General features: G+C 65.4%; 18 protein-coding genes. 12 read left to right on the plus strand and 6 right to left on the minus strand.

Going from position 1 to position 23,106, the window contains the following annotated elements; translation table 11 throughout:
* Positions 1-300 precede the first annotated feature (300 nt).
* From NA3_RS08260 to NA3_RS08275, 5 genes are all read left to right on the plus strand, one after another.
* Complete coding sequence (locus tag NA3_RS08260) at positions 301-6,651, plus strand: DEAD/DEAH box helicase (RefSeq protein WP_062962998.1); 6,351 nt, start codon at positions 301-303, stop codon at positions 6,649-6,651.
* On the plus strand, positions 6,651-8,870 hold the full coding sequence (locus NA3_RS08265; protein WP_062962999.1) for a 3'-5' exonuclease: 2,220 nt from the start codon (positions 6,651-6,653) through the stop codon (positions 8,868-8,870). The genes NA3_RS08260 and NA3_RS08265 overlap by 1 nt, the downstream gene beginning before the upstream one ends.
* A 248-nt stretch (positions 8,871-9,118) precedes the next feature.
* Entirely contained in the window at positions 9,119-9,559 is a 441-nt protein-coding gene (locus NA3_RS38130; protein WP_062963000.1) for a hypothetical protein, read from the plus strand.
* A 143-nt stretch (positions 9,560-9,702) separates the two neighbouring features.
* Positions 9,703-9,861 (plus strand): hypothetical protein, encoded by a 159-nt coding sequence (locus tag NA3_RS36750; RefSeq protein ID WP_157126540.1) that lies wholly within the window; start codon positions 9,703-9,705, stop codon positions 9,859-9,861.
* Positions 9,862-9,942: 81 nt separating this feature from the next.
* The gene (locus NA3_RS08275) at positions 9,943-10,374 is read left to right on the plus strand and encodes a hypothetical protein (protein WP_062963001.1); all 432 of its coding nucleotides are present in this window, start codon (positions 9,943-9,945) and stop codon (positions 10,372-10,374) included.
* 171 nt (positions 10,375-10,545) lie between these two features.
* Here NA3_RS08275 and NA3_RS08280 read toward each other — a convergent pair whose 3' ends face one another.
* Positions 10,546-11,406: a CE1 family esterase gene (locus tag NA3_RS08280; protein WP_084491392.1), complete on the minus strand. Its 861-nt coding sequence runs from the start codon at positions 11,404-11,406 to the stop codon at positions 10,546-10,548.
* A 315-nt stretch (positions 11,407-11,721) separates the two neighbouring features.
* Between NA3_RS08280 and NA3_RS08285 the strand changes: the two genes are divergently transcribed.
* Positions 11,722-11,955, plus strand: coding sequence for a hypothetical protein (locus NA3_RS08285; protein ID WP_062963003.1), 234 nt, complete (start codon positions 11,722-11,724; stop codon positions 11,953-11,955).
* Positions 11,956-12,181: 226 nt separating this feature from the next.
* On the plus strand, positions 12,182-12,685 hold the full coding sequence (locus tag NA3_RS08290; protein WP_128145156.1) for a hypothetical protein: 504 nt from the start codon (positions 12,182-12,184) through the stop codon (positions 12,683-12,685).
* A 24-nt stretch (positions 12,686-12,709) separates the two neighbouring features.
* Here NA3_RS08290 and NA3_RS08295 read toward each other — a convergent pair whose 3' ends face one another.
* Together NA3_RS08295 and NA3_RS08300 are read right to left on the minus strand one after the other, a co-directional pair.
* Positions 12,710-13,981 carry a cytochrome P450 family protein gene (locus tag NA3_RS08295; RefSeq protein ID WP_062963005.1) on the minus strand — a complete coding sequence of 424 codons (1,272 nt, stop codon included), beginning with the start codon at positions 13,979-13,981 and terminating at the stop codon, positions 12,710-12,712.
* A 149-nt stretch (positions 13,982-14,130) separates the two neighbouring features.
* Positions 14,131-15,303 carry an aminoglycoside phosphotransferase family protein gene (locus NA3_RS08300; RefSeq protein ID WP_062963006.1) on the minus strand — a complete coding sequence of 391 codons (1,173 nt, stop codon included), beginning with the start codon at positions 15,301-15,303 and terminating at the stop codon, positions 14,131-14,133.
* Positions 15,304-15,539: 236 nt separating this feature from the next.
* On the opposite strand from NA3_RS08300, the gene NA3_RS36755 reads away from it, so the two are divergent.
* Positions 15,540-15,791 (plus strand): hypothetical protein, encoded by a 252-nt coding sequence (locus tag NA3_RS36755; RefSeq protein WP_157126541.1) that lies wholly within the window; start codon positions 15,540-15,542, stop codon positions 15,789-15,791.
* A gap of 319 nt (positions 15,792-16,110) precedes the next feature.
* Here the strand turns inward: NA3_RS36755 and NA3_RS38480 are convergent, their stop codons facing one another.
* Positions 16,111-17,037 (minus strand): anthrone oxygenase family protein, encoded by a 927-nt coding sequence (locus NA3_RS38480; protein WP_227995314.1) that lies wholly within the window; start codon positions 17,035-17,037, stop codon positions 16,111-16,113.
* An 86-nt stretch (positions 17,038-17,123) separates the two neighbouring features.
* Here NA3_RS38480 and NA3_RS08315 point away from each other — a divergent pair, with 86 nt between their 5' ends.
* Positions 17,124-17,711, plus strand: a complete 588-nt coding sequence (locus NA3_RS08315) for a TetR/AcrR family transcriptional regulator (RefSeq protein ID WP_062963007.1) — start codon at positions 17,124-17,126, stop codon at positions 17,709-17,711.
* Positions 17,712-17,726: 15 nt separating this feature from the next.
* Here NA3_RS08315 and NA3_RS08320 read toward each other — a convergent pair whose 3' ends face one another.
* Together NA3_RS08320 and NA3_RS08325 are read right to left on the minus strand one after the other, a co-directional pair.
* Positions 17,727-18,506: a histidine phosphatase family protein gene (locus NA3_RS08320; protein WP_227995315.1), complete on the minus strand. Its 780-nt coding sequence runs from the start codon at positions 18,504-18,506 to the stop codon at positions 17,727-17,729.
* Positions 18,507-18,592: 86 nt separating this feature from the next.
* Positions 18,593-19,213 carry a TetR/AcrR family transcriptional regulator gene (locus NA3_RS08325; RefSeq protein ID WP_062963008.1) on the minus strand — a complete coding sequence of 207 codons (621 nt, stop codon included), beginning with the start codon at positions 19,211-19,213 and terminating at the stop codon, positions 18,593-18,595.
* A gap of 76 nt (positions 19,214-19,289) precedes the next feature.
* Here NA3_RS08325 and NA3_RS08330 point away from each other — a divergent pair, with 76 nt between their 5' ends.
* The 3 genes from NA3_RS08330 (at position 19,290) to NA3_RS08340 (ending at position 23,105) form a co-directional block, all read left to right on the plus strand.
* Positions 19,290-20,171, plus strand: coding sequence for a sterol desaturase family protein (locus tag NA3_RS08330; protein ID WP_062963009.1), 882 nt, complete (start codon positions 19,290-19,292; stop codon positions 20,169-20,171).
* Between the two features lie 207 nt (positions 20,172-20,378).
* Complete coding sequence (locus NA3_RS08335; RefSeq protein ID WP_062963010.1) at positions 20,379-20,894, plus strand: gluconokinase; 516 nt, start codon at positions 20,379-20,381, stop codon at positions 20,892-20,894.
* A gap of 93 nt (positions 20,895-20,987) precedes the next feature.
* Entirely contained in the window at positions 20,988-23,105 is a 2,118-nt protein-coding gene (locus NA3_RS08340) for an oxidoreductase (protein WP_128145155.1), read from the plus strand.
* The last annotated feature ends 1 nt before the right edge of the window (position 23,106 follow it).

Here is a 23,106-nt window from a genome sequence, read left to right on the forward strand (position 1 = left end):
CGGTCTCGGCGGGTGATCGGTTCCAGAGGCATGCATCGTCAAGCTCACCCTAGGCACGTCCGGCATGGTGTAGGTCGTCGGCCACCTCGCGGGCGAACACTGTGCCCGCCTTTCGTGAGCACACGTAACCAAATCCGCGCGCCGGACGATGTGTTTGCAGACTGGTCTACGCCTGTTCGGGCGACCGCCCGGCGGTGCACCGAATAGGATTGACCCGCAAAGCTATTCGTGGCGTGGATACCGGCGAATCCCAGTCACAGCAAACGTACACAGCGACCAAACAGCGAAGGGGAGTCGATCATGGGGGCACTACTCCCCACACTGCAGGCCAGTCGGCTGCGGGAGGGATTGACCGACTACCTCGCCACTACTTTCGCTCTGACCGATGCCGACACCAAGGGTGCGCTGGTCGACTTCATCGATCATCCGCGGGATGGGATGTTCAAAGGGCCCTATGTGCGGTTGCGACTGCCGTTCGCGCAGGCCACGGGCAACTGGGGGATGCATCTGGACTGGCTGCCGCCAGGGTGGGTGCCCTACGGGCACCAGGCCAAGGCGTTCGAGCGGCTGTCGACGAAGTTTCAGTCTCGGCCGCAGCCGACTCTGGTCACCACCGGCACGGGTTCGGGTAAGACCGAATCGTTCCTGATTCCGATCCTCGACCACGTGCTGCGGGCGAAGAAGGCCGGCGTGGCGGGGATGAAGGCGCTGATCATCTATCCGATGAACGCGCTGGCCAATGACCAGGAGCGGCGTCTGGCCGAGCTGATCATCAAGAATCCGGAGCTCTCGGGGGTGACGGCCGGGCTCTACACCGGCGAGGCGTCGTCGAGTTCCCGAACACTGGTTTCGGCGGACGGACTGATCACCGACCGCCGGATCATGCACGATTCGCCACCGGACATCCTGCTCACGAACTACAAGATGCTCGACCACATGCTGCTGCGCCCGGATCGGGCGCCGATGTGGCGGCAGTCGGCGGAATCTCTGCAATACGTGGTGCTCGACGAATTCCACACCTACGACGGTGCCCAGGGCACCGATGTGGCCATGCTGCTGCGGCGCCTCGGTTTGACCATCAAGTCGTATTGGACCGCGGACTCCGCGGTCACCGACGCGGACCGCGCACGTCCACTGGGGCGGATTACCCCGGTCGCGACATCGGCGACGCTCGGCTCCGAGAAGGCGCCGACCGCGATGCTGGATTTCGCGCACACGGTTTTCGGGGAGGTTTTCGCCGCCGACGCCGTGGTCGGAGAGACCAGGCTGACGCCGGACGAATGGCTCGCCGACCGCAGTCCCGCTCTCGACCATCTGTATCGCCCGATCCGCTATCCGGCTTTGGACGAGGCGAATCTGCGCGATCTGGAGGACCGGGTCAACGCCGCGCCGAACAATACCGCGGCGACCGCACTGATTCTGGCGACATTGTTCGAACGGGTGGGTCTCGAGGGCGGGCTCGGCGAGCGCGCCTCGGATCTGCGCAAGCTCGGCGATACCGAACTCCTCGACCTGTTGAAAAGCCACGATCTCTTCCGGAGCTTGCTCCGCAAGAGCCTGAGTGCCGTCTCGCTGGCCGAGCTGGCCGACACCGTCCTGGAGACCACCACAAGCACCCGCGAGCAACCGCGCGATATCGCTCGCCGGCAACGCTATCTCGACTATCTGTTCGCGGCGTTGTCGCATCTGCGCGCCGGAATCGGGCGCAGTGCGCTGAACGTCGATGTCCACCTGTGGGTTCGGGAACTGTCGCGCATCGACCGAAACCTTGCCGCCGCCACCGTCTTTCACTGGGCCGACGACGGCGCCGTCGATGCGCCCGGGACCACCTATCTGCCGGCCGTGTACTGCCGGCACTGCGGACGTTCCGGATGGGGCGCGCGGCTGGCGCCGACCGGTATGACCCTCGATGTCACCGACGAGGATATCCGCCGCCAACATGCAGCGGGAGGTCAGCGCTTCCGCGCGCTGATCTCCGCACCGGTCGAGGCGCAACTCGGCAAGGATGTCGAAGGCCTGCGGTGGCTGCATGTCGACGAACGCGAAATCACCGACGACACACCGGATCCCGAAGGCCCCGACGTTCTGGACGGGCGGGTACTGCCGATCCTGATTCTCACCGGCCCGGATGCCGAGGACAACTCGCAGAAGGATATGTGCCCGGCCTGCCGGTCCGCGGACGGAATCCGCTTTCTCGGCAGCGCGGTGGCCACTCAACTCTCGGTCGCGCTGTCGAGCATGTTCGGCGATGCCGGGCTCGACGCCGCCGAGAAGAAGGCGCTGATGTTCACCGACAGCGTGCAGGACGCGGCCCACCGTGCCGGGTTCGTACAGGCACGCTCACATACCCTCAGTCTTCGATCAACGCTCCGAAATGCCCTCGGCACAACCTCCTCCGACACGGGGCTGGTGCCGCTGACGGATCTGTGCGACGCGGTGATCGACCGGGCGCAGTCCGATGTCATGCGGCGGTATCACCTGCTGGCGCCGGATATCGTCGAGCGCGACGAGTTCCGGGCATTCTGGGACGACAGCGCCGCATCGGCCGCACGGACCAAGGCACTGCGCTTGGTGCGGAAGCGACTGCAGTTCGATATCAACCTCGAGTTCGGTTTGCAGTCGCGGCTGGGACGCACCTTGGAGCTCACCGGAAGTGTTGTCGCGGAAGTAGATCTGGGAGCACCGGAACGAGTGCTTCAGTTGGGCATGCTCGCACTCGGCAATACCGAGCACCAGCTGACCTTCGCCGAGATCGATCCCGCCGCGGTGACCCGGTGGGTACGCGGGACCGTCGAGCGCATGCGCACGCAGGGTGCGCTCGCCCATCCCTGGCTCGACAAATACATCGTCAAGGATGCGAACCGGCGGTGGGTGTGGGGCGGACGGCCCAAACACGAAGGGATGCCCGCATTTCCGAAAGGCCGTCCGGCGCCCGCTTTTCCGGCCCTCGGCTCCCGGACGATCCCCGAAGGGTTCGACGCGATAACCTCTCCCGCCTCCTGGTATGCGCGCTGGGCCAGTAAATGCCTGGGCGTCTCGGCCTTCGAAGGAGGTTTCGCGGCCCGGGCATTGTTCGCGGCGCTGGCCGAGCAGCGGATCCTCACCACGACAACGAGCGAGAAGGATCTCACCGTCTACCAACTGGGTTCGGCGTCGGTCCTCGTCGGCGCCACCGAGCTGGAAGATCTCGAGGCGGGAGAAAACCTGCTCACCTGCGATGTGTGTCAGACGCCGAACCCCGGAACCGCCACGGTCACAGCCCAACTCGACGGCGCATGCTGCCTGCTCGACCGATGCCCCGGAACCCTGCACCGCACACCGCGCGGTAAGAACTTCTACCGCAAGCTCTATGACGACTCGGAGATGAAACGCGTCGTCGCTCGCGAGCACACGTCCCTGCTGCCCACCGATGTGCGGCTGGAATACGAAACGAAGTTCAAACAGGCGGTCTCCGATCCCACCGCTCCCAATGTGCTCGTCGCGACCCCGACGCTCGAGATGGGCATCGATATCGGTGATCTGTCCACGGTGATGCTCGGGTCGATGCCGCGCACCGTGTCCTCGTATCTGCAGCGCGTCGGCCGCGCCGGACGTCTCACCGGCAACTCGCTGGTGCTCGCCTTCGTGCGCGGACGGGGCGAGCACCTGCCGAAGCTGTACGACCCCACCTCCGTGATCCAGGGAGAGGTGCGCCCACCAGCCACGTTCCTGACGGCCGAGGAGATCCTGCAACGCCAGTACGTCGCGCATATCATCGACAAAATCGCGCGCGAACCGGGCGCGGAAGACCCCATCGAGGCCCGGACAGTGGTGGGCACCTTCGACGAAGGTAGTTGGATGGCAAGGCTTCTCGCCCTCGCCGACACCGAATCGAAGCAACTGCTCGACAGCTTCCTAGCCCAGTTCGAGGGTCTGCTCGACACTCGCGCGCAAGACACCTTGCGCACCTGGGCGACCAGCGAGACAGACGGTGCGCCCAGCGGATTGGTGTCACATCTGCGGGAAGTGGTTCATCGCTGGAATCGCGACGTCACCGAACTGACCAACCGGCGCAAGGCCGTCGACGCGGCAATACCCGAATTCGAAAAGCGTGCCGCCTCGCCCGCGGCCACGGACGACGACCGGCGTGAACTACGCACGGCAAGAGGGACTTTGAGGTTGCTCGGCCGGCACATCAAGGATCTGACCACCGAGCATTGGGTCGGTGTTCTGGAACGCTACGGCGTCCTGCCCAATTACACACTGCTCGACGATTCGGTAACTCTGGATGTCGGAATCACCTGGATCGATCCCGACACCAATCAGTACGCCGGAGACACTCACAGCTATGAGCGCGGCTCTCGAGTCGCGCTGACCGAATTGGCACCGGGCGCAACGTTTTACGCGCAGGGCCTGGCGGTACAGATCGACGCGGTCGACCTCGGCCCTGGTGAAGCGAATATCCATACCTGGCGGATGTGCCCGCGATGTGGGTGGGCCGGCATTTCCCATGGCGCCGACGCCGGCCCGCCACCGGCGCACTGCCCGCGCTGCAACACGCCTGACATCGCCGATGTGAGCCAGCAGCTCCAGGTCGTCGAGATGTCGCGGGTTTCGGCGGAGGTTCGCCGGGACGAAGCGTCCATCAACGATGCCCGCGACGATCGCAAACGCGAATCGTTCAATGTCATCACGGCCGCCGATATCAATCCCGACGATGTGGCGCAGCGCTGGTTCGTCACCGATCGTGATTTCGGCGCGGAATACTTGCAGCGCATCGACATTCGCTGGCTGAACATGGGAAAGCGAACCTCCCAAGGCGGTAAGCGCGAAATCGCCGGTCAGGAAACCACCAGCGCATTGTTCCGGGTGTGCTCGGGCTGCGGCCAACTCGATCGCATCGCCGGCCACAACCGCACCCACGAACATCGGAGCTGGTGCAAATTCCGCAACGCGACCGATGAGAAGCACGTGCGCGAGATCGCGCTCGCTCGCACCCTGAACACCCAAGCTGTACTGCTGCACGTCCCCAGTTGGCTCAAGTACGACTCGTTCACCTACCCGAGCCTCAAGACCGCGATCCTTCTGGGTCTTCGGGAGGTTATCGGTGGGTCGCCGGAACATCTGGATGTCGCGATCATCCCCGATGCCTTGCATGCGCCCAGTCAGCAGGCCCTACTGATCCATGACACCGTGCCGGGTGGCACCGGATATCTCGCCGAATTCGCCGACGCCGCGAAGGTGTGGTCGGTACTGAGGGCAGCGCGAGAGGTCGTTCACACCTGTGAATGCGCGGAGCAACAGCGCCTCGCCTGCCACAAATGCCTGCTGCCCTTCGCCGCACCCCACGAACTCGACCACGTGTCGCGCAAAACCGCCGCACGGATTCTCGATGAGCTGCTCGGTGTCGAGCAGGAATCGGAACCGGTATGGAGTGATTGGGAGAACGTGCTCACCACCCAGCAGCCGCGGCGGCGGGTCGAGAGCGACGAGTCAGCGCTCGAGGGCAGGTTCTACGCCGCCTTCCTCGAGCGGCTGCGGAATATGGGCGCGACGATCAAGGAGACGCCCGGCACCTACAGCCCCACGGCGACGATCACGATGCCGGGCAAGGTGATTCGCACCTGGAAACTGAAACCTCAGGTGCGGATGGAGAACAGTCTTCCTGACTACGAACTCAGCACATTCGATTCGAGCGTTCCGATCATCGCCATCTTCACCGACGGACGCCGATATCACGCCATGCCCGGCAACAATCGCGTCGCCGACGATGCGTTGAAACGGGAAAACCTGCGGACCGCCAACCACATCGTGTGGTCGTTCGGCTACGACGATGTGGTGCGATTCGAAGAGGGCACGCCGGCAACTCCGTCGTGGTATTCGCAGAGAATGGCCAAGGCCACGATGCAGCAGGGCAACCTACGGCCCGCGCTACTCAATTTGATCACCGCGGACCCGATCACCCAGCTGCTGGAGTTCATGCAGGACCCCGACTTGGAGGCGTGGGAAGCCGTCGGGCACTGGCTGCCGATGATGTTCATGGGCAAGAACAGAACCCCGGGCGATCTGACCGCCGTGGTGCCGTGGGCCCTCGATCTGCTGGACGGTCGGACGCCGTCGGTGCCGGACGGGAACTACGCGTGCTGGTCCTATGCCGATGGGCCCCTTGCCGTTACCGCCGCCCTGCGGACCGATACCAAGACGATGCACGCCGTGCTCGCCCTCGATGATCGCGACGAGAAGCTCGAAACGCTCGACGGACAGGCGTGGAAAGAATGGCTGCGACTGTCGAATTGGTTCGGGCTGTGCGACAACCACACCATCACCACACGGAGTCTGCTCGCCACCGACGTGCAGATTCCGAAGGAGCAGCCGGCGCTCACCGCATCGGCGTTGTCGCCACAGTGGCAGCAGGTCTACGGCGAGGCGTTCTCCCCCGCCGAGAAGGAGTTGGTGCTCGCTCTCGCCGCCGCACAGACACCGCTGCCGGTCATCGGCGGCGAGAACGATGCCGGTTATGTCTTGGACATCGCGTGGCCGCAGCAGCGGGTCGTGATGTTCTTCGACACCGAATCCGAAACCGCGCGGCTGATGGCGGAGGACGGTTGGACCGTCTGCCCGCCCGACCCCGGGCAAATCGTTGCGACGCTGAACACGAACGGGGTGAAGTGATGCCGTATATCGTCATGGCGACCAAGACCAAGGCCATGGGTAAGCTCGATGGCTCCGTCAAGCGCAAGGTGTACGACTTTCTCGAGAAGCTCCAAAACGACGACGCCACACCGGGATTGCATATCGAGCCCATCAAGGGAGCCCGCGATACGCGGGTCCGGACCGGGCGGGTCGATCTGAACTATCGGGCTATCCTGTTCCGCCTCGATCCCGAGGGTGGGGACACCACCTACGTCTACATGGGGACCTGGAAGCACGACGAGGCAAACAAGCTCGCCGAGCAGTCCACATTGCGGGTCAACAAGATCAACGGCACGGTCGAGGGGATCATCGGGGAGATCGACGGTGCCGTCGAAAGGCGTTCCCCGTTCCCCCGTTCCGAAGCTCGCGGTGCCGCCGCAGCGGACAAACCCTCCTACCTCGCTGATGCCGGGTTCACCATGACCGACCTCGTCGACCGGCTGGGACTGGATCCCGCCCTCGCCGAGCGGGCGTTGATGGCGTCCGATGATTACGCGATCAACGAGATCGCGGCCGCCGTCGACGGATGGCAGGCGGATGCGCTGCTCGACCTCGCCTGCGGCACCTCCATCGACAACATTCGTGAAAAGTACTCGTTCACCGACGTTTCCGCGGACGAGACGTTGGATGAGGACAGTCGGATCGTCGCCGCGCTCGATCGGCCCGCGTCACGGATGCAGTTCACCTACATCGACGACACCGAAGAACTTCGCCGGGTTATCGAGGGCGGCGATTTCGCCGCGTGGCGCACGTTCCTGCATCCCGAACAGCGCACCTACGTGGAGAAGGATTTCAACGGTGCGTTTCGGCTCTCCGGCGGCGCGGGCACGGGTAAGACCGTCGTCGCGATCCATCGCGCGCATCGGCTGTGGAAGAACGACCCGCAGGCGCGAATCATCCTGACCACGTTCAACAAAACGCTCGCCAAGGGGCTCGAGGCGGATCTGCGGATCCTCGATCCCGGCGTCACCATCGCACAACGTCCCGGCGATCCGGGGATCTATGTCGCAGGTATCGACAAGCTCGCCAACGACATCGTGAATCGAGCGGGCGATCTGACCGCGGCCACCACGGCGATCTTCGGCGGGCCCGTCGATGTCGCCTCGAAACGCACGGTCCAGGACCGCGTCTGGCGCGAGATCGTCCATTCCGGCGGCAGTGGTCTCGATCAGCGGCTCGCCACGCCGGCTTTCCTCGAAAACGAGTACGTCTCAGTTGTTTTGGCCAACAAGGTCACGACACCGGAACAGTACCTCCGGGTTGCGCGGGCCGGGCGCGGCGTACGGCTGAGCCGGGCACAGCGCATCGCGGTCTGGAAACTGATCGAAGCGTTCCGCCGGCACAGCCGCACCGACGGCAGCCTCAGCTTCCCGGAAATCCTGGCTATCGCTGCCGAACACCTGACTTTCGAACAATCGGCGGGCCGATCTTTCGTAGCCGACCACGTGCTCGTGGACGAAGCCCAGGATCTTCATGCCACTCACTGGGCTCTGCTGCGCGCACTCGTGTCGGAGGGGCGCAACGATCTGTTCATCGCCGAAGACTCGCATCAGCGTATCTACGGGCAGCCGGTCGTCTTGGGGCGCATGGGAATCAAGATCGTCGGCCGCTCGCGTCGGCTCACCTTGAACTACCGGACCACCGCGCAGAATCTGAAGTTCGCGGTCGGAATCCTCTCCGGCGCCGACTATCACGACCTGGAAGAAGGCGAAGAGTCCACGCTCGGCTACCGCTCGGCCCGCCTAGGACCCGACCCCGATCGCCACCAATGTGCCTCCCTCGCAGATGAATTGGACTATGTGGCACGGATTGTCCGACAGTGGCTCGACGAAGGAGCCGAACCCGAAACGATCGCGGTCCTAACCCGCGGCCAGAACGAGCGCACACAGTTCGTTCGGGCCCTCGGCGAACGAGGGATCGAAGCCCGCGCACTCGACGACAATCCGGCGACGACTGGGCACGTCCAGGTACTGACCATGCACAGGTCGAAAGGCATGGAGTTCTCGCGGGTCATCCTCGCCGGGGTGGACGACGCCCATGTCCCGTCGCAGGCGGCCATGCGGACCGTCCCGGAAGAAGAACGGGCGGAGGCGGAACTGCGGGAGCGGTCACTGCTCTATGTGGCGGCGAGCCGGGCTCGGGACGAGCTGGTCGTGACGTGGAGCGGGCAGGCCTCGGCACTCCTCGGGGCCGGGTAGGTTCGGCGGCCCGGCATGCAGAACGCCTGGCCTACATAGGCGTGATCCCCCACGAGCGCCGACCATCCGGCTGATGTGAACTCGACGGCCCTGTCAGAGCCTACCTTCCGCAAATGCGTTGACAATGTTTTCATTTCAATCTACGTTATACAACGAATGACAGCGCGCGGATCGCCCGGATGTCCGCCGACACTCTTTGACCCGAATGTTGGCTCGTGCCAAACGATTTGGATCGGAAAGCAGGACCGATGAATATCAAGAAGATCGCATCCAGCACAGCTCTGGCCGCCATCGTCACCGGCGCCACAGCCATCGCCGCTACGCCGGCGCATGCCGACCACATCGGCGGAACCGTGGTGGGCGTCTCCACCGCAACTGCATACTCCGACACAGCGGAACGGAACACGGCGACGCGGCCCGCGGCCATCGAACCCGTTGCGGCAGGCTGCACTTACCTACCGGGGCAGCCCGAGCCCCTGGCGATCTTGGAGCGCAACCAATCGATGGGTCTCGGTCTCGCGTTCGGCCTGCTGGCAGGTGCGGCGGCGGGAGCCGGTTCGAGCGCGGTAACGCTGGGACTCGCTGCGCCCCTTACTGTTCCGCTCGGCATGGCCCTCGGCGCCGGCACCGGCGCCGCCCTCGGCTACAACGCCTATCAGGTACCGGCGGGCTGCGTTCCCGGTCGGTAAGCGTAGGTCGGCAACCGGGCCCCGCTGGTCGAACCGCCCCTCGGCGGTCGAATTCTCGATAGGCTTCCACCTCTCGCGTGTTCGGCGAGTCTGCGTTCCTCGCCTGTGCGACATAAGCATTCGTATTGATTGGGGGATCTTCTATGCAGAGCACACCATCCACGGTCGAAGTCTCCGACATCGACGCAGAGTGCCTGCGCGACCTGGTAACCGACGAGATCTCCGCCCACATGTCGGTCCAACCAGACGTAGCCGCTGGCGATGCGGACGGTGTGCTGGTGTCGACGAGACAGGATTTCTGAGAGGGAGTGAAACCCGCTGGTGTGCAACAACAGTACTCCGGAACGCCTGGCCGGGTGGAGAACTAAGTCATGAGCCCTGTAATGGAACACTTTCTGCTCTTCGGGATCTCGGACGACTGGGCACCAGTCGCAGAGTTCGAGAAGGCGGTGCGGCGCTTCCACCCCGAGCGCTACAGCCGAGAGTTCGTTTTGGATGTCATCAGGGACTTTACCGAAGCGGGCTATATTCGACTGGGCGCTTTTCCAGGAGGGGGCAAGTCATGGGAACCGTGGAATGTGTCGACAGCGGAAGGGATCCGACGTATCGCGGATGGCTTCAACAATGTTCCCGGCTACCTGGAAATTCCTGAGGCCGAGATCGGGTCGAGCGAGGTTTTCCGGGCGGAAATTACCGAATCAGGAAAGAAGAAGCTCGAATCGCTCGGAAATCCGTACGAGAAGTACGGTGACCCCTGGCACGACGATCCCGACCTGACCGCCGAGGAGTGGGGCTATCCGCCTTACACCGGCTGACCGGCTGTCTACTCTCGACCAGATCTGATAGGCCCCAGCAGTTCTGAAGGACAACCCCGGATCGGACAATATCAACGATTGACGGTCAGGAGGCCTCGCTGGAGACTGCCAGCGTTCGCGTTGCTGGATTCCTTTGTATCGCAACGTAAACCGTCCACAGGAGCCCACCCGTCACGGCAGCGGATGACTCTGGAACAGCTGCCACATCCGATTCCGCACATCGGCGCCTCGGTCGCCGCTCGGCCAATCATGGCTGCCGGCTTTGTATTTGCGCCATACGACGTTTGCGCCCTGGTCGCAGGAATATCGGTATCCTTCCGCCACTTCGGGGCCGGTTTCGGTGGCGGCGTCGTTGCTGCAGCCGATGGTGCCGCGCCATTGGAGGTGCGCCGCGTAGACCGGGGCCTGGGTGAAGTCGTTGTCGGCGGTGAAGAATCCGAAGGACAGTTTGCGGATCGGGACGCCGTCCTCGCATCCGCCGTGCGAGCCGCCGGCGTACATCGCCGCCGCGCCCAGTTGCGCTGAGGCCGCGCAAGCCATGCGGGAGGTCATTTGCCCGCCGTTGGAGTGGCCGGTCATGTAGACCCGCTTGGTGTCTACGCAGCGGTAGCCCTCGATATCGGCGATGACCTTCGGGAGGAAGTCCACGTCCGTTCTGTTGCCGTTTTCGAAGTACCAGCTGCGGTTGGGTGCGGGTACGTCTTTCTTGCCACCCAGGGGGTAGGCGACGATGAACTTGTGCTGCGCGGCGAATGGTGTCCAGCCGGATTGGTTTTCATACGTAGTGGGATTGCTCCCGCCGCCGTGAAGAGCTATCAGTAGCGGTGCGGCACTGGTCAGGCCGCTGGGTACGCGGAGGAGGTACGGCTGGTCGTTGATGGTGCGTGTCTCCGAGGTGGCGGCCGGCGAGCAGGCCGTGGGCGAAGCGTCCGACTCCCCTGAAGCCGGCTCGGCCGCGGCGACCGCGCTCGGCATCGCCAGCGCGAATATGGCAGACATGACTGTTACCGCCCGGCATACCGGTCCGGACATACGAATGCGATGCAACGAATTCTCCCGCCCCGCAACAACATTGAATTACTTCCATTCGAATGTATCGCCGAGCAGGTTGGCGCGCTGAGGTTCGACCACATTTGTGACAACTCCCTAGCCTCACCCTCGATGGTTCAGATTCCGCATGGACGCCCGCAGCGGTGAACATCCGGGGTAGCGACCAATTGGTCGAGCCGGCGGCCAACTGCGGCGCGGACGCACGAGAAGTACGCCGATCCCTTCCGAAACACGATCACTTCACACTATGCTGGCTCGAACGCTGGAACCTGTTGCAGTTGTTCGAGAGGAACCCCCATGAAACGACTTGCCGTCCTCGCCGTGACAGTCGCCGCCCTCGGTATCGCCCCGGCCGGCATCGCCGCCGCTGGGACCGGAATCCCGTTGGAGTACAGCAATACTGACCAGGTAGCTGGGAACGAGTCCGTCGTCCTGCACACCGGTTCGACCGTGATCGATCTGCTCGCGTACATCGGCGCGGGCTGCATGGGCAGCTGGAGTCCGGCTCCCCCTGCGTACTGCGTCGGATAACTCGGACTCTCCGTCCATCGCCCCGTGGAGTCCACCTTGCGCAGACTGCGTCCGCGATACCTCGTCCACAAGGACACGCGCCCGGCCGCACCAACCTCACTCCCGCTCGCGGCGCTCTGCGACAATGGGGATGTGAGCACCACCATCAGCCACACGAGTGGACATCGACTCGGCGACCCGACCGGCGCCGCGACTGGGACAGCGGCGCACGTCGCCCGGTAATTCGATGTCTGATCAGGAAGTACCGGAATCGCGATCCGCGCCGAAGGTTGTCCAGCTGCCGCGACGTCCCCGGCGGGTGGCGGACGACGCTGCCAAGCCTCCCCGCAAGACCTGGCGTTCGGAGGGCGGTCGCGGCCCCGATCCGGCACCGACCAGGCCCGTCATGCGGTCGGAGTTGCAGCGGGAGACCGGGGCGTGGCCGGTGGATTCGGGTGCCGCGTGGCATGGCCCCGCGGTGGCCGATACCGGCTCGATGGTGGCCGACGAAGTTCCCGCATCGGTTCACGGGGGACCTGCCGGCCAGGACGCCAGCGTCGTCGACCTCGACGAATTGCGGCGGAAGCGAGCCGGTGAGGGCGCCCCGGCCGCCGGCATCCGGCGCATCGCCAAACCGCGCCGAATCGGCAAGAACGCCGGTGATCGATCCGACGTCCAGAGCGGCGACGGCGCCCACGGTGCTCAGAATTCTCCGTCGACCGAGGAATACACCGGGCGCCATCGCAAGTAACCGCCGGGGCTGAACAGCCCCGTCTCACCCCGGCATTGCCGGCTTGTTGTTCAAATTCAGCGGCTCGGTGCGGGGGAAGGTCACCGGCAAGGCCGTCAATGCTCGGTGGAAGGGACCGGGCCGCCAGCTCGGGGCGTCGGTTGCGAGCTCGATTTCGGGCAGGGCGTCGAGGAGTTGGTCGATCGCTTCCTGGGCGATCAGATACGCGATCGACTGGGCGGGGCACGCGTGCGGGCCGATGCCCCACGCCAGGTGGGAGCGGTTGCCCGTCATATCGTCGCTGCGAATCACGGGATCGTTGTTGCAGGCGGCCATGCTGATCACCACCGGCTGATTGGCGGGGAGCCAGACGTCGTCGATCAGCATGGGCTGGCGCGGGTAGGTGATCAGGAGGTTCGCCAGCGGCGGGTCGTTGAACAACACCTCGTCCACCGCGTCGCGGGAGGAGAGGTTTCCGCCGAGCACGCTGCCACCGAAACGGTTGTCGGTGAGGACCAACAGCAAGGTGTTGGCGATCAGGTTCAGCTCGAATTCGATTCCGGTGCCATAGATCTGGGAGACGTGGTGGGACACCTCGGTGTCGTCGAGGGCGGCCGGATGTTGCTGCAGGACCGAGGTGATGTCGTTGCCCGGCGTGGCTCGTTTGAGGCGTACGAGGTTCATCAGCGCCTCGCCGAGGATGCGGTTGCCCTGTTCGGCGTCGACGCCTTCGAGCAGCTTGGCGGTACCGGCCGCGACCTGCGCGCCGATCTCCGGCGGGCATCCGAGCATGACGTTGACGAGCTCGAACGCGAGTGGATAGATGTACTGGGTGATCAGTTCCGCCTGGCCGTCCTGACAGAAGCTGTTGATCAGGGGAAGCGTGGCCTTCTCGACCGCCGCGCGCAGCGAGTGCAGATCGACGGCGTCGATCCCGGCGGTGATGGCCTCGCGGTACCGGTGGAAATCGGGACCGGAGCTTCGGCTGGCCATCGGGCGCCATTCCAGCAGCGGAAGGATCGGGCAGTCCGCGGGCACCGTCTGCTGCCAGACGCGCGGGTCCGCGGGGAAGTGTTCGGGGTCGTTGAGAATTCGTACCGCGGTGCGATAGCCGATCACGAGCGTCGCGGGCACGCCCGGCGCCAGTTCGACGGGCGCGAGCGAGCCGTATTTGCTGCGCATGTCGCGGTAGACCCGATGCGGGTCGTCGGAGAAATCGGGGGTGAACAGCGGGACTCGCGGCCCGTCGGAACTCGTCGGCGAGCCGTGGGCAACGGGACACATCGTCGGGCGGGCCGGGAACTGTGACGTAGTCATCAACCACTCCAGTTGTCGTATCGCGCGCCGTGTCGAACTGCATGAGGGAATGTCGCGCGCGTCGAAGGCTGCGCTGGTCGCACCCGGACGACCCTGGCCGGGACGATCATCGGCAGCACGATGATCATTCGTGGTAAAGCGTTGGTGCGTCAGACGCCGAGGGCGCCCAGGGAATCGTTGTCGTCGATGGCGGTGGTGATTCGCCGTAACAGGGTCAAACAGGTTTCGTTCGACTGCATCTTCGGCTGGTAACTCGCGCGCCCGATGGTGAAAGCCCATGCGGCGTAGGCGAACATCGACTGCTGCCGGTAGAGCAACCAGGCATCGTCGAAGGCCGGGGGCTTACCGCCGGCCTCCCCCAGTTCGTCCAGGTACGCCGCGAGCAGGTCCCTGTCCCATGCTCGGCGGTCCTCCGGTTCGCATCCGGAATTGACGGTGTAGGCGAAATCGTGGGCCCAGCCGCCCCGCATCACGACCTGCCAGTCCACGAAACCCATCCGGCCGGCGCTCGTGCGGTAGGTCTGCCCGATGTGGGGATCGCCGTGCAGCAGGGTCGGCGGAATCTCCTCGGTCGCGATGGTCACCGCCCGCTCGACGCCGGCCCACAGCCGTTCGCTGCTGCCGTGCAGGGCGGGCGGAACGACCTCCGCCGCGCGGCGGAGGCCCACTTCGCATCGCTTCTTCATATCGATCGCGGACAGGTACACGTCGAGCATGTACGCCGGGGTGTTGAGGACCTCGATCGCCTCGGATTCCCAGAAGGTGCCGTGCAGGCGGGCGAGATTGCGGACCAGATCCTCGGCTTGCTCGCGGGTGATCGAGGCGGTGGGCTCGCTGAAGACGGCGCCGCGGGTTGCCGCGATGTCCTCCATCAGGGCGATCGAGCGCCACGAGGCCGGGTCGGACGCGCCCCAGTATCCGATCGGCGCCTCGATGTCGACGGCGGGGCGGAAGTCGCGGAAGAACCGGGTTTCACCGTCGATCATCTTCCCGCCGCCCAGCAGGATCCGCTGGCTGAAACTGGTGGTGGTCTTGGCGAACAATCGGGTCGGCAACTGCGCCCGGGTCCCCACATCGTTGTATTCGACCCGGATGGCCACCCTCGTCGAGGTGCCGCTACTGCCGTTGGAGGTCTCGAAGCCCGACACCTCGGCACCGGGCACCTCGCGGCACAGAACCGCGGTCAGCCACTCGGGAGTGAGCTTGTCACCGGAGATCGGTACGTCGTCGAGGGAGCGCAATCTGGGTCCGCGAATCTTCTCTCCCAGCATCCGGGTCCCGACGGTGACAGAACGACCGAGCAACCAGAGCTTGTGATTCACGCACGTATCTCGATTCCACTGTAAGACAACGATTATCCGAGCGAACCGGCGCCTCCACCGAACACGGCGCCAGAGGCACAGTACCTTACCCGAGTCGAAAGCGTTGTAAGACAATCAATTACCTACAGCGTCGATTATCCGCTGATTCATGCGGACCGGCCGGATCGGGCTACCGGTCGGTTTTCGATTCCGGCAGGCGACTTCACCGTCGCGCAGGAAACAGCCGCGATGCTGCCATGGTCGAGGCCCCCATCGGCGGACTCGGCACGATGCAGAAAGGCAGTGGACCGTTCGCGTCCGCCGGCTGCACCGGAGACGCCGAGCAGACGTGGTCGAAAGAGCCGATCGCCGAGACGACGGTCGGCCCCCGTTCATTTCGACGCGGAATCGCGGCCCGCGATCAGCAGCCCGGCGAAGGCGAAGGGCGCGAGTGTCTGGTAACCGATCCAGAGCTGGCCGGCTGTTCGGTTGCCCTGCCACGCCAGTAGCGCAGCGACGCCGGTGGTGATCGCCAGCCGGTGTCGTAGCCGATCATGAGCCGCATATACGTGCCCATCGGGCGGCTGCGCAGGTAGGCGAATTCGCTTCCGCCCGCGATGAGAAGGGCTGCGACGCAGGCGATCATCAGCCAGGAAGGGACAACGAGCCGAGAACTCGGCGATTCGGCACCGACGAGGTAGACGGCGGCGAGCAGTATCTTGACGGCGCCGTCGGCGAGAATTCCCCAGGCTTGCCCGGTGACCGGCGCGAACGATATGCGAATCAATTGTCCCTCTCGATATATAGCACCGGCGACGGCACTCGGCGTCAGGAGACCGGTTCGATCCGAAAGACGGCACAGCGACTCGCCGCGTCGGCGAAGCTGTCCGGCGAGCCGGATTCGACCAGACCATTTCTGACGAATGCTTGTGCGCCCCTGGAATTTTGCACAGGAAACGCGCGTAGCACGGGCCGGCGCTGCGATTCGGGCACCTCGATCAGATCGACTATCCGGGACGTGCGCCCGCGAGTGAGCACACCGCGCCCGGCGGCGCGGGCATTGTCGACCCACTCGGCGTCGGGATATGCCTGCACGAGGTACCGGACACCGTCGAGTTGTATCGGGGCGATGGGAGTGGTCCGGGGAATTCCCGTCGAACGACCCGCAACGGTGAGCAGATGGATCGGGCCGAACGGCAGGCCGAGGCGATGTGCGATGACGACGAGGCGATTGCGAATAGTGCGTCGCGCGGACGACCGGTGCGGTCTTTCCTTGACCTTGCGGATGCCGTCATCGGTTGCGGTGAAACCGACCACCGCGACGATCACCAGAACGAATGCGGCTACGGCGCAACCGGTTCGGGTGAAATGGAACAGCTCCCAGCGGCGCAGGATCTCTGCGTAATTCGCGGGCGGGGCGCTCACCGCCCATCGTTTGATCTGCTGGTTGATCGGCACATTCCCGAACCGCGTCACCAGGAAGGAAACCGACACCAGCACCGTGGCGCTCGCGGCGATCCGACGCTGCCCTCCCCGCGAGCGCACCGCGAGCACCAAGGTACCGAGTACCGCCAGCCCCATCAGCGATTGCATGACCGGGCCGTTGACTCGCATGAGCGCGACGTGAAACGTGAATCGAACATCAAGGGGCACTTCGCGAAACGCGTACACCACGTTGACGGCGCCGTAGCCGAACGCTCCGGCCAGCAAACCGGGGAACAGCAGTGCGGCTCCCCGGACGGACTTCGACAGCATCGAGACTCCCATCGGAATATCGCAACATCGAGTTGCGATATCGTCAGCATGCCCGCCCGTCCGCGATATCGCAACTAGGAGTTGCAATGAGTTCGTCCGCGCCTCTGGGACGTGGACCGAAGGTCCGCGCCGCCGTGCTCGCCGCCACCGTCGACGAGCTGAGCGAACGTGGATACGCCGCGTTCACGATCGACAACGTCGCCCAGCGCACCGGAGTGCACAAGACCACCGTCTATCGGCGCTGGCCCGACCGCGACAGCCTGATCGCCGAGGCGCTGGCCGACAGTGTCGCGACGGAAATCCCCATCCCCGACACCGGTTCGGTCGACGAGGATCTCCGCGCACTCGCGCGCAGCCTCGTCGCCTGGGCCACCAGCGCCTCCGGCCGGGCCGTTCTGGCGGTGCTGGTGTCCACCGCGGCGGGTCTGCCCGCTCCCCCGAACTCCGCACGGCACGTCTTTCGCGATCGGATTCGGCAAGCGCTGCCGGTGGTGACGCGTGCGGTCGCTCGCGGGGAGCTGCCGGAAGGCACCGATCCGGTGGAGATGATCAAAACGCTGGTGGCGCCGATCTATTTCCGCGTGCTGATCACCGGGGAGCGGGTGGACGACGGCACCGCGGACGCTGCGGCGAAGGTGGCTCTGACGGCCGCGCGTGCCCGGTTGTTCACCTGAACGAGGTCGCGCCGCTCACTCGGCGGAAGCCCCCGGCATCGCATCGTGGGCATGTGTCGTGATACCCCACGCGGCGAGCCACAGATGATGTTCGGTGTTGTGCCAGTGCGTGATCGAGGCGTTCGGCACGGGCGGCATATCGGCCGGCGGCCTCGCGCCCACACCGGCCAGGACGTGCGCGGCGGTGACGACGACCGCGTCGTGGGCGACGATCAGAATTTTCTCGGCGGTGGTTCGGTCGAGTTCGGTGAGCAGGTCGCGCATTCGCAGCGCGACATCGGCCGGCGACTCCCCACCCGGCGGGCGGTAGAACCATTCTCCGAGGCGGGCGCGGCGCTCGAACTCCTGCGGCGCTCGGCGTCGAATGGCTTGCGGCGGATACAGTTCGAAGACTCCCATCTCGCGGTCACGGCAGCGTTCGTCGGTCACGGTGGGTACGGCGCCGGCACCTGCGGTGATGCCGTCGGCAGTGCGTGCCATCGCCGCCCAGGTCTGCCGCGCGCGCAGATACGGTGAGCACACCACCAGCTGTGGCGCTCGCTCCGGGGGCAGACCGGCCAGCCACCGCCCGAGCCCAGCGGCTTGCTCGTACCCGGTGGACGACAGCTCCACGTCGCAGTCGCTGCCGGGGAAGGGTTCGTCGGCACCGGCGCTGAACGCGGCATTGGCTCGGCTTTCACCGTGGCGGACGATCCAGAGGTCGCGCATGCGATACCGCGGCGGAATCGCCGCCGAGCGAATCTCCGGGTCCACATGCGAGGCCGCGCCCGTCGGGTCCGGATCCATTGCCGTCATCCGATCCTCCCTGTTTCGGTTCCCCTGCTGAGACCAGGATGCGCGTACTGGGCGAACTCGCGTTCAGTGGTGCTACGCGAGCCGATTCAGCGTCTTGCTCCGATCGAGAAGACGATGTCGATCAAACGGGTGAAGCGGGCGGTCAGGTCGGCGGACGATTCTTCGGGATGCGCTCGGGCCCAGGCCATTACCGCGTCGACCGCGGCGGTCCAGATGCCGGCGAGCGCTTCGATATCGCGTTCGTCGGTGTCGCCCAGGGCGTCGAGGAAGCGGCGCACGCCCGAGTCGGCGTGTGCGGCGATCCGGGTGCGGTAGCCGTGCACCAGATCGGCCACCGCACCGGTCGCCGGTGCGGTCGGGTCGTGGATGATCCGCCAGGCGGTGCGGTCGGGGCCGAGGGTGTCGAAGAGGCCGCGCAGGGCGTTGCCGGGCATCGCGAAAGGGGCTGTGGCGGGGTCCATTTCGTCGTCGAGGCGCTCCAGGAGCGGATCGGCCAGCGCGGTCAGGCACTCCGCGTAGAGCTGTTCCTTCGAGGTGAAGTGCTGATAGACGAGAGCCTTGGAGATGCCCGCGCGGCCGGCGATGGACACCATCGAGACGGCGGCGAACCCGCGTTCGGCGAACTCCCGCATGGCGGCGATCAGGATTTCCTCGCGCCGGTTCTGCGCGGGCATGCCCTTGGTTCCGAGTCCGGCGGCCGTTGACATGCGCCCGAACTTACCCTACGGTCACTTTCAGTGAAGTGACCGTAGGGTCATATAGTCGTTCCGGAGAGTGCCTGCGATGACCCTGTGGGAACAGATCAACCAGCCGGTGACCTACGCGGTGCCGTTCTTCGTGCTCGCGATGGTCCTGGAGATCGCCGCCCTGCGCGGTCATGGCGAGGATCGCGCAGGCTACGACGTGACCGACGCACGGACGAGCCTGACCATGGGCTTCGTCTCACTCTTCGTCAGCGGTGCCGCGAAATTCGCCGCACTCATCGGCTATGCCGTGTTGTACGTGCACGCGCCGTGGCAGGTCGATCCGCGCAATCCGCTGGCGTGGCTGGGGGTCATGCTCGCGGTGGATCTGCTCTGGTACGCCTATCACCGCCTCGCGCATCGAATCCGGGTGGTGTGGGCGGCGCATCAGGTGCACCACAACAGCCGGTACTTCAACTACGCGACCGCGCTGCGCCAGAAATGGAATCCGTGGTTCGAACTCCTGGCGTGGGTGCCGCTGCCGCTGTTGGGCGTGCCGCCGTGGATGATCTTCACGGCCTGGTCGTTCAACCTCGTCTACCAGTTCTGGGTGCACACCGAGACCATCGGAAAGCTCCCCCGCTGGTTCGAATTCGTCTTCAACACGCCGTCCCATCACCGCGTGCACCATGCCAGCGATCGGGAGTATCTGGACCGCAATTACGGCGGCATCCTGATCCTGTGGGACCGCATGTTCGGCACCTTCCGCGCCGAGACCTTCCGGCCCACCTACGGACTCACGAAGAACATCGACAGCTCGAACGTCCTCACGCTGCAGTACTACGAGTTCGGCGCGTTGTGGCGAGACCTGCGCTCCACCAGGCGACTTCGCGAATGGGCCGGGTATCTGTTCGGCCCGCCCGGGTGGGAGCCCGCCGCCGCACGCAGGGGCGACATCGGCGATCGACTACCCGAAGCCTGACCGCGCGGTTTCAGCCCGGCAGATTGGTCGTCTCGCCGTGCCGGACCGGCGTCGCCCCCACATCACCCGAGCGCCGCGCTCGCCGCTCGAGGTTCTCGGCTGGGAACCGACGCATCCCAGCCTGTTGGAGGACCTGACGAGCATCCGCCCGTGATCGGTTGCGGGCGCGGTGACCGTATCGGATACCGTGCCAGGGTGAACGCCCGCATGTGCCCGCCCGGTGTGGTCGTGATGGGGGTTTCCGGCACCGGGAAATCGACAGTCGGCCGTTTTCTTGCCGACCGGCTCGGTGTGCCGTTCGCGGATGCGGACGACCTGCACTCGCCCGCCAATGTCGCGAAGATGTCCGCGGGTATCGCGTTGACGGATGAGGATCGCGCGCCGTGGCTCGCGGCGGTCGGGGGCTGGTTGCACGAGCGGATGGCCGAGGGGACCGGCGGTGTGATCGCGTGCTCGGCGCTCAGGCGCAGTTATCGCGATATCGTGCGGGCCGCTGTGCCCGAGGTGTTCTTCGTGCATCTGACCGCGGATCGCGACGACTTGGTCGCCCGGATGTCTCGCCGCCGCGGCCATTACATGCCTGTGTCCCTTGTCGATTCGCAGTTGCGCACGCTCGAGCCGCTGGACGCCGGCGAACACGGGGTTGTGGTTCACACCGATCGGACTCCGGAGGTCCTCGCGGAGAATGTCGCCGCTCTCGTGCGCGAGTGGCATACGCGTTAGTTCGGCGCGGTCATCGGCGGCGGCACAGCGGTCGATGTCTCGGTGATCGGGAGATGTGCCCCGGGGCGCGGCCGGGAGTTCTAGCTTCGACCCGTGCCGCGCAACCAGACCTTTCCGCATTTGCTCGCTCCGGGGACCATCGGCCCGATGACCGTCCCGAACCGCGTCGTTCTGCCCGCGATGGATATGAACCTCTGCGAAGACGGGGAGATCGAGCAGGGCGATATCGATCATTTCGTCGCTCGCGCGGCCGGTGGGACGGGGTTGATCATCACCGGGTGCTGCGCTGTGGCCTACCCGGTGGGCTGTGCGAGCACGAAGGAACCCGGATTGTCCGAGGACCGGTTCATTCCCGGTCTGCGGGCGCTCGCGGACGCCGTTCACGCCGCGGGGAGCACCTTGTGTGTGCAGATGACGCACCACGGCAAGATCGCCCGGATCGATACCGTGCACGGGCGGCCGCTGCTGGTTCCGTCGGTGCCGAGCGGCTCCGCGGATCTGTCGGCGCTGGCCGACAACACTCCGGAAGAGCTGCACAAGCTGGCCGCTGTCACAGGCGGCAAGCAGGCCACCTACCACGAAGCCACACAGGACGATATCGACTGGGTGGTGCGGTGTTTCGCGGAGGCCGCCGGGCGGGTGAAGGCAGCCGGTGGCGACGCCGTCGAAATTCACTGCGCGCACGGATACATCCTCGGCGGCTTCTTGAGCCGGGCGGACAACAAGCGGACCGATGACTACGGCGGCTCGCTGGCGAATCGGGCGCGATTGGCGGTCGAGGTGATCCGCGCGGTCAAGGCCGAGGTCGGCGATTCGCTGGCGATTCTGGTGCGGATCGCGGGGCGGGAATTCGGTGAGGACGACGATGCGCTGACCATCGAGGAGGCGAAGCAGGCTTCGGCGCTGTTCGAAGCGGCCGGGGCCGACGCGATCCATGTCACCGGCTGGGGACGTAATCCGTTCTCCAACTTCACCGATGGGCCGCTCCCCGACCATGTCGGCGCGTATACGGAATTGGCGGGCGAGGTGAAGAAGGCCGTCTCGATTCCGGTGATCACTGTCGGCCGGGTGCTGCCGGAGGTCGGCGAGAAGGTCATCGCCGAGGGGAAGGCGGATTTCGCGGCGATGGGGCGGCAATTGCTCGCCGACCCGGACTTGGTGAACAAGCTGCGTGCCGGGGCACCGCAGAACGTCCGGCCCTGCATCAATTGCTATGTGTGCGTTCAGGAGAACTTCTGGGACGACACACCCCTGTGTGCGGTGAACCCCGCACTCGGCAACGAGAAACTGCTTCCGCTGGTTCGCAGCACGACCTCGAAACATGTCGTCGTGGCCGGAGCCGGCCCCGGCGGGCTCGAGGTCGCCCGTCTCGCCGCCGAGCGCGGACACCGAGTCACGGTGCTGGACAAGGCCGATCGCCTCGGTGGCACCCTCTGGTTCTCCAGCCTCACCACGCCCGACAACGAGCGCCTGCTGAACTGGCTGAAGGTGCAGGTCGAGCAACTCGACATCGACATCCGATTGAAGACCGAGGCGACCGTGCCGGCGATCACGGCGCTGAATCCCGATGTGGTCGTGGTGGCCACCGGTGCGGTGCGCGAGCGCCCGGCGGTGCCCGGCAGCGACCTGCCGCACGTGCACACCGGAGATACGTTGCGCGCCTTGATGACCGGTGTCGGCGACGCTCCCGGGGTGCCACCGTTGCTGCGTACCGTCGCGAGACTGGGCAAGGTTTCCGGGATCACGAAGAGTCCCGCCGCGATCCGGTCGGTGACGCGCCGATTCCTGCCGATGGGCAAGAATGTGGTGGTGATCGGCGGTTCGCTTGTCGGGCTGGAACTTTCGGAATTCCTGGCCGAACGCGGGCGCGCCGTGACGCTCCTCGAGGAAGGTCGGCAGCTCGGTGTGCCGATGGCAATGCCGCGGCGGTGGACGGCCGTCCGGCGTGCGGGCGAGGCGGGCGTCACCATCCACCGGCACGCGACCGTACTCCGAATCACCGAGCGGCACGTCGAATTTCGCGTCGGCGAACAGATATCGACCGCGGCGGCGGACATGGTCGTGGTGGCCTCGGGGGTGTCGGCGCAAGCACCCCTGGCCGATGCGCTGGCGGGTATGGTCCCCGAGGTGCATGTCGTAGGTGATGCCGGTTCGGTCGATTACATCGAGGGCGCGATCCACTCGGCATGGAAGGTCGCGACAGCACTGTAAC

The sequence above is a fragment of the Nocardia africana NBRC 100379 genome, assembly GCF_001612635.1.
GTDB classification, from domain to species: Bacteria; Actinomycetota; Actinomycetes; order Mycobacteriales; family Mycobacteriaceae; genus Nocardia; species Nocardia africana.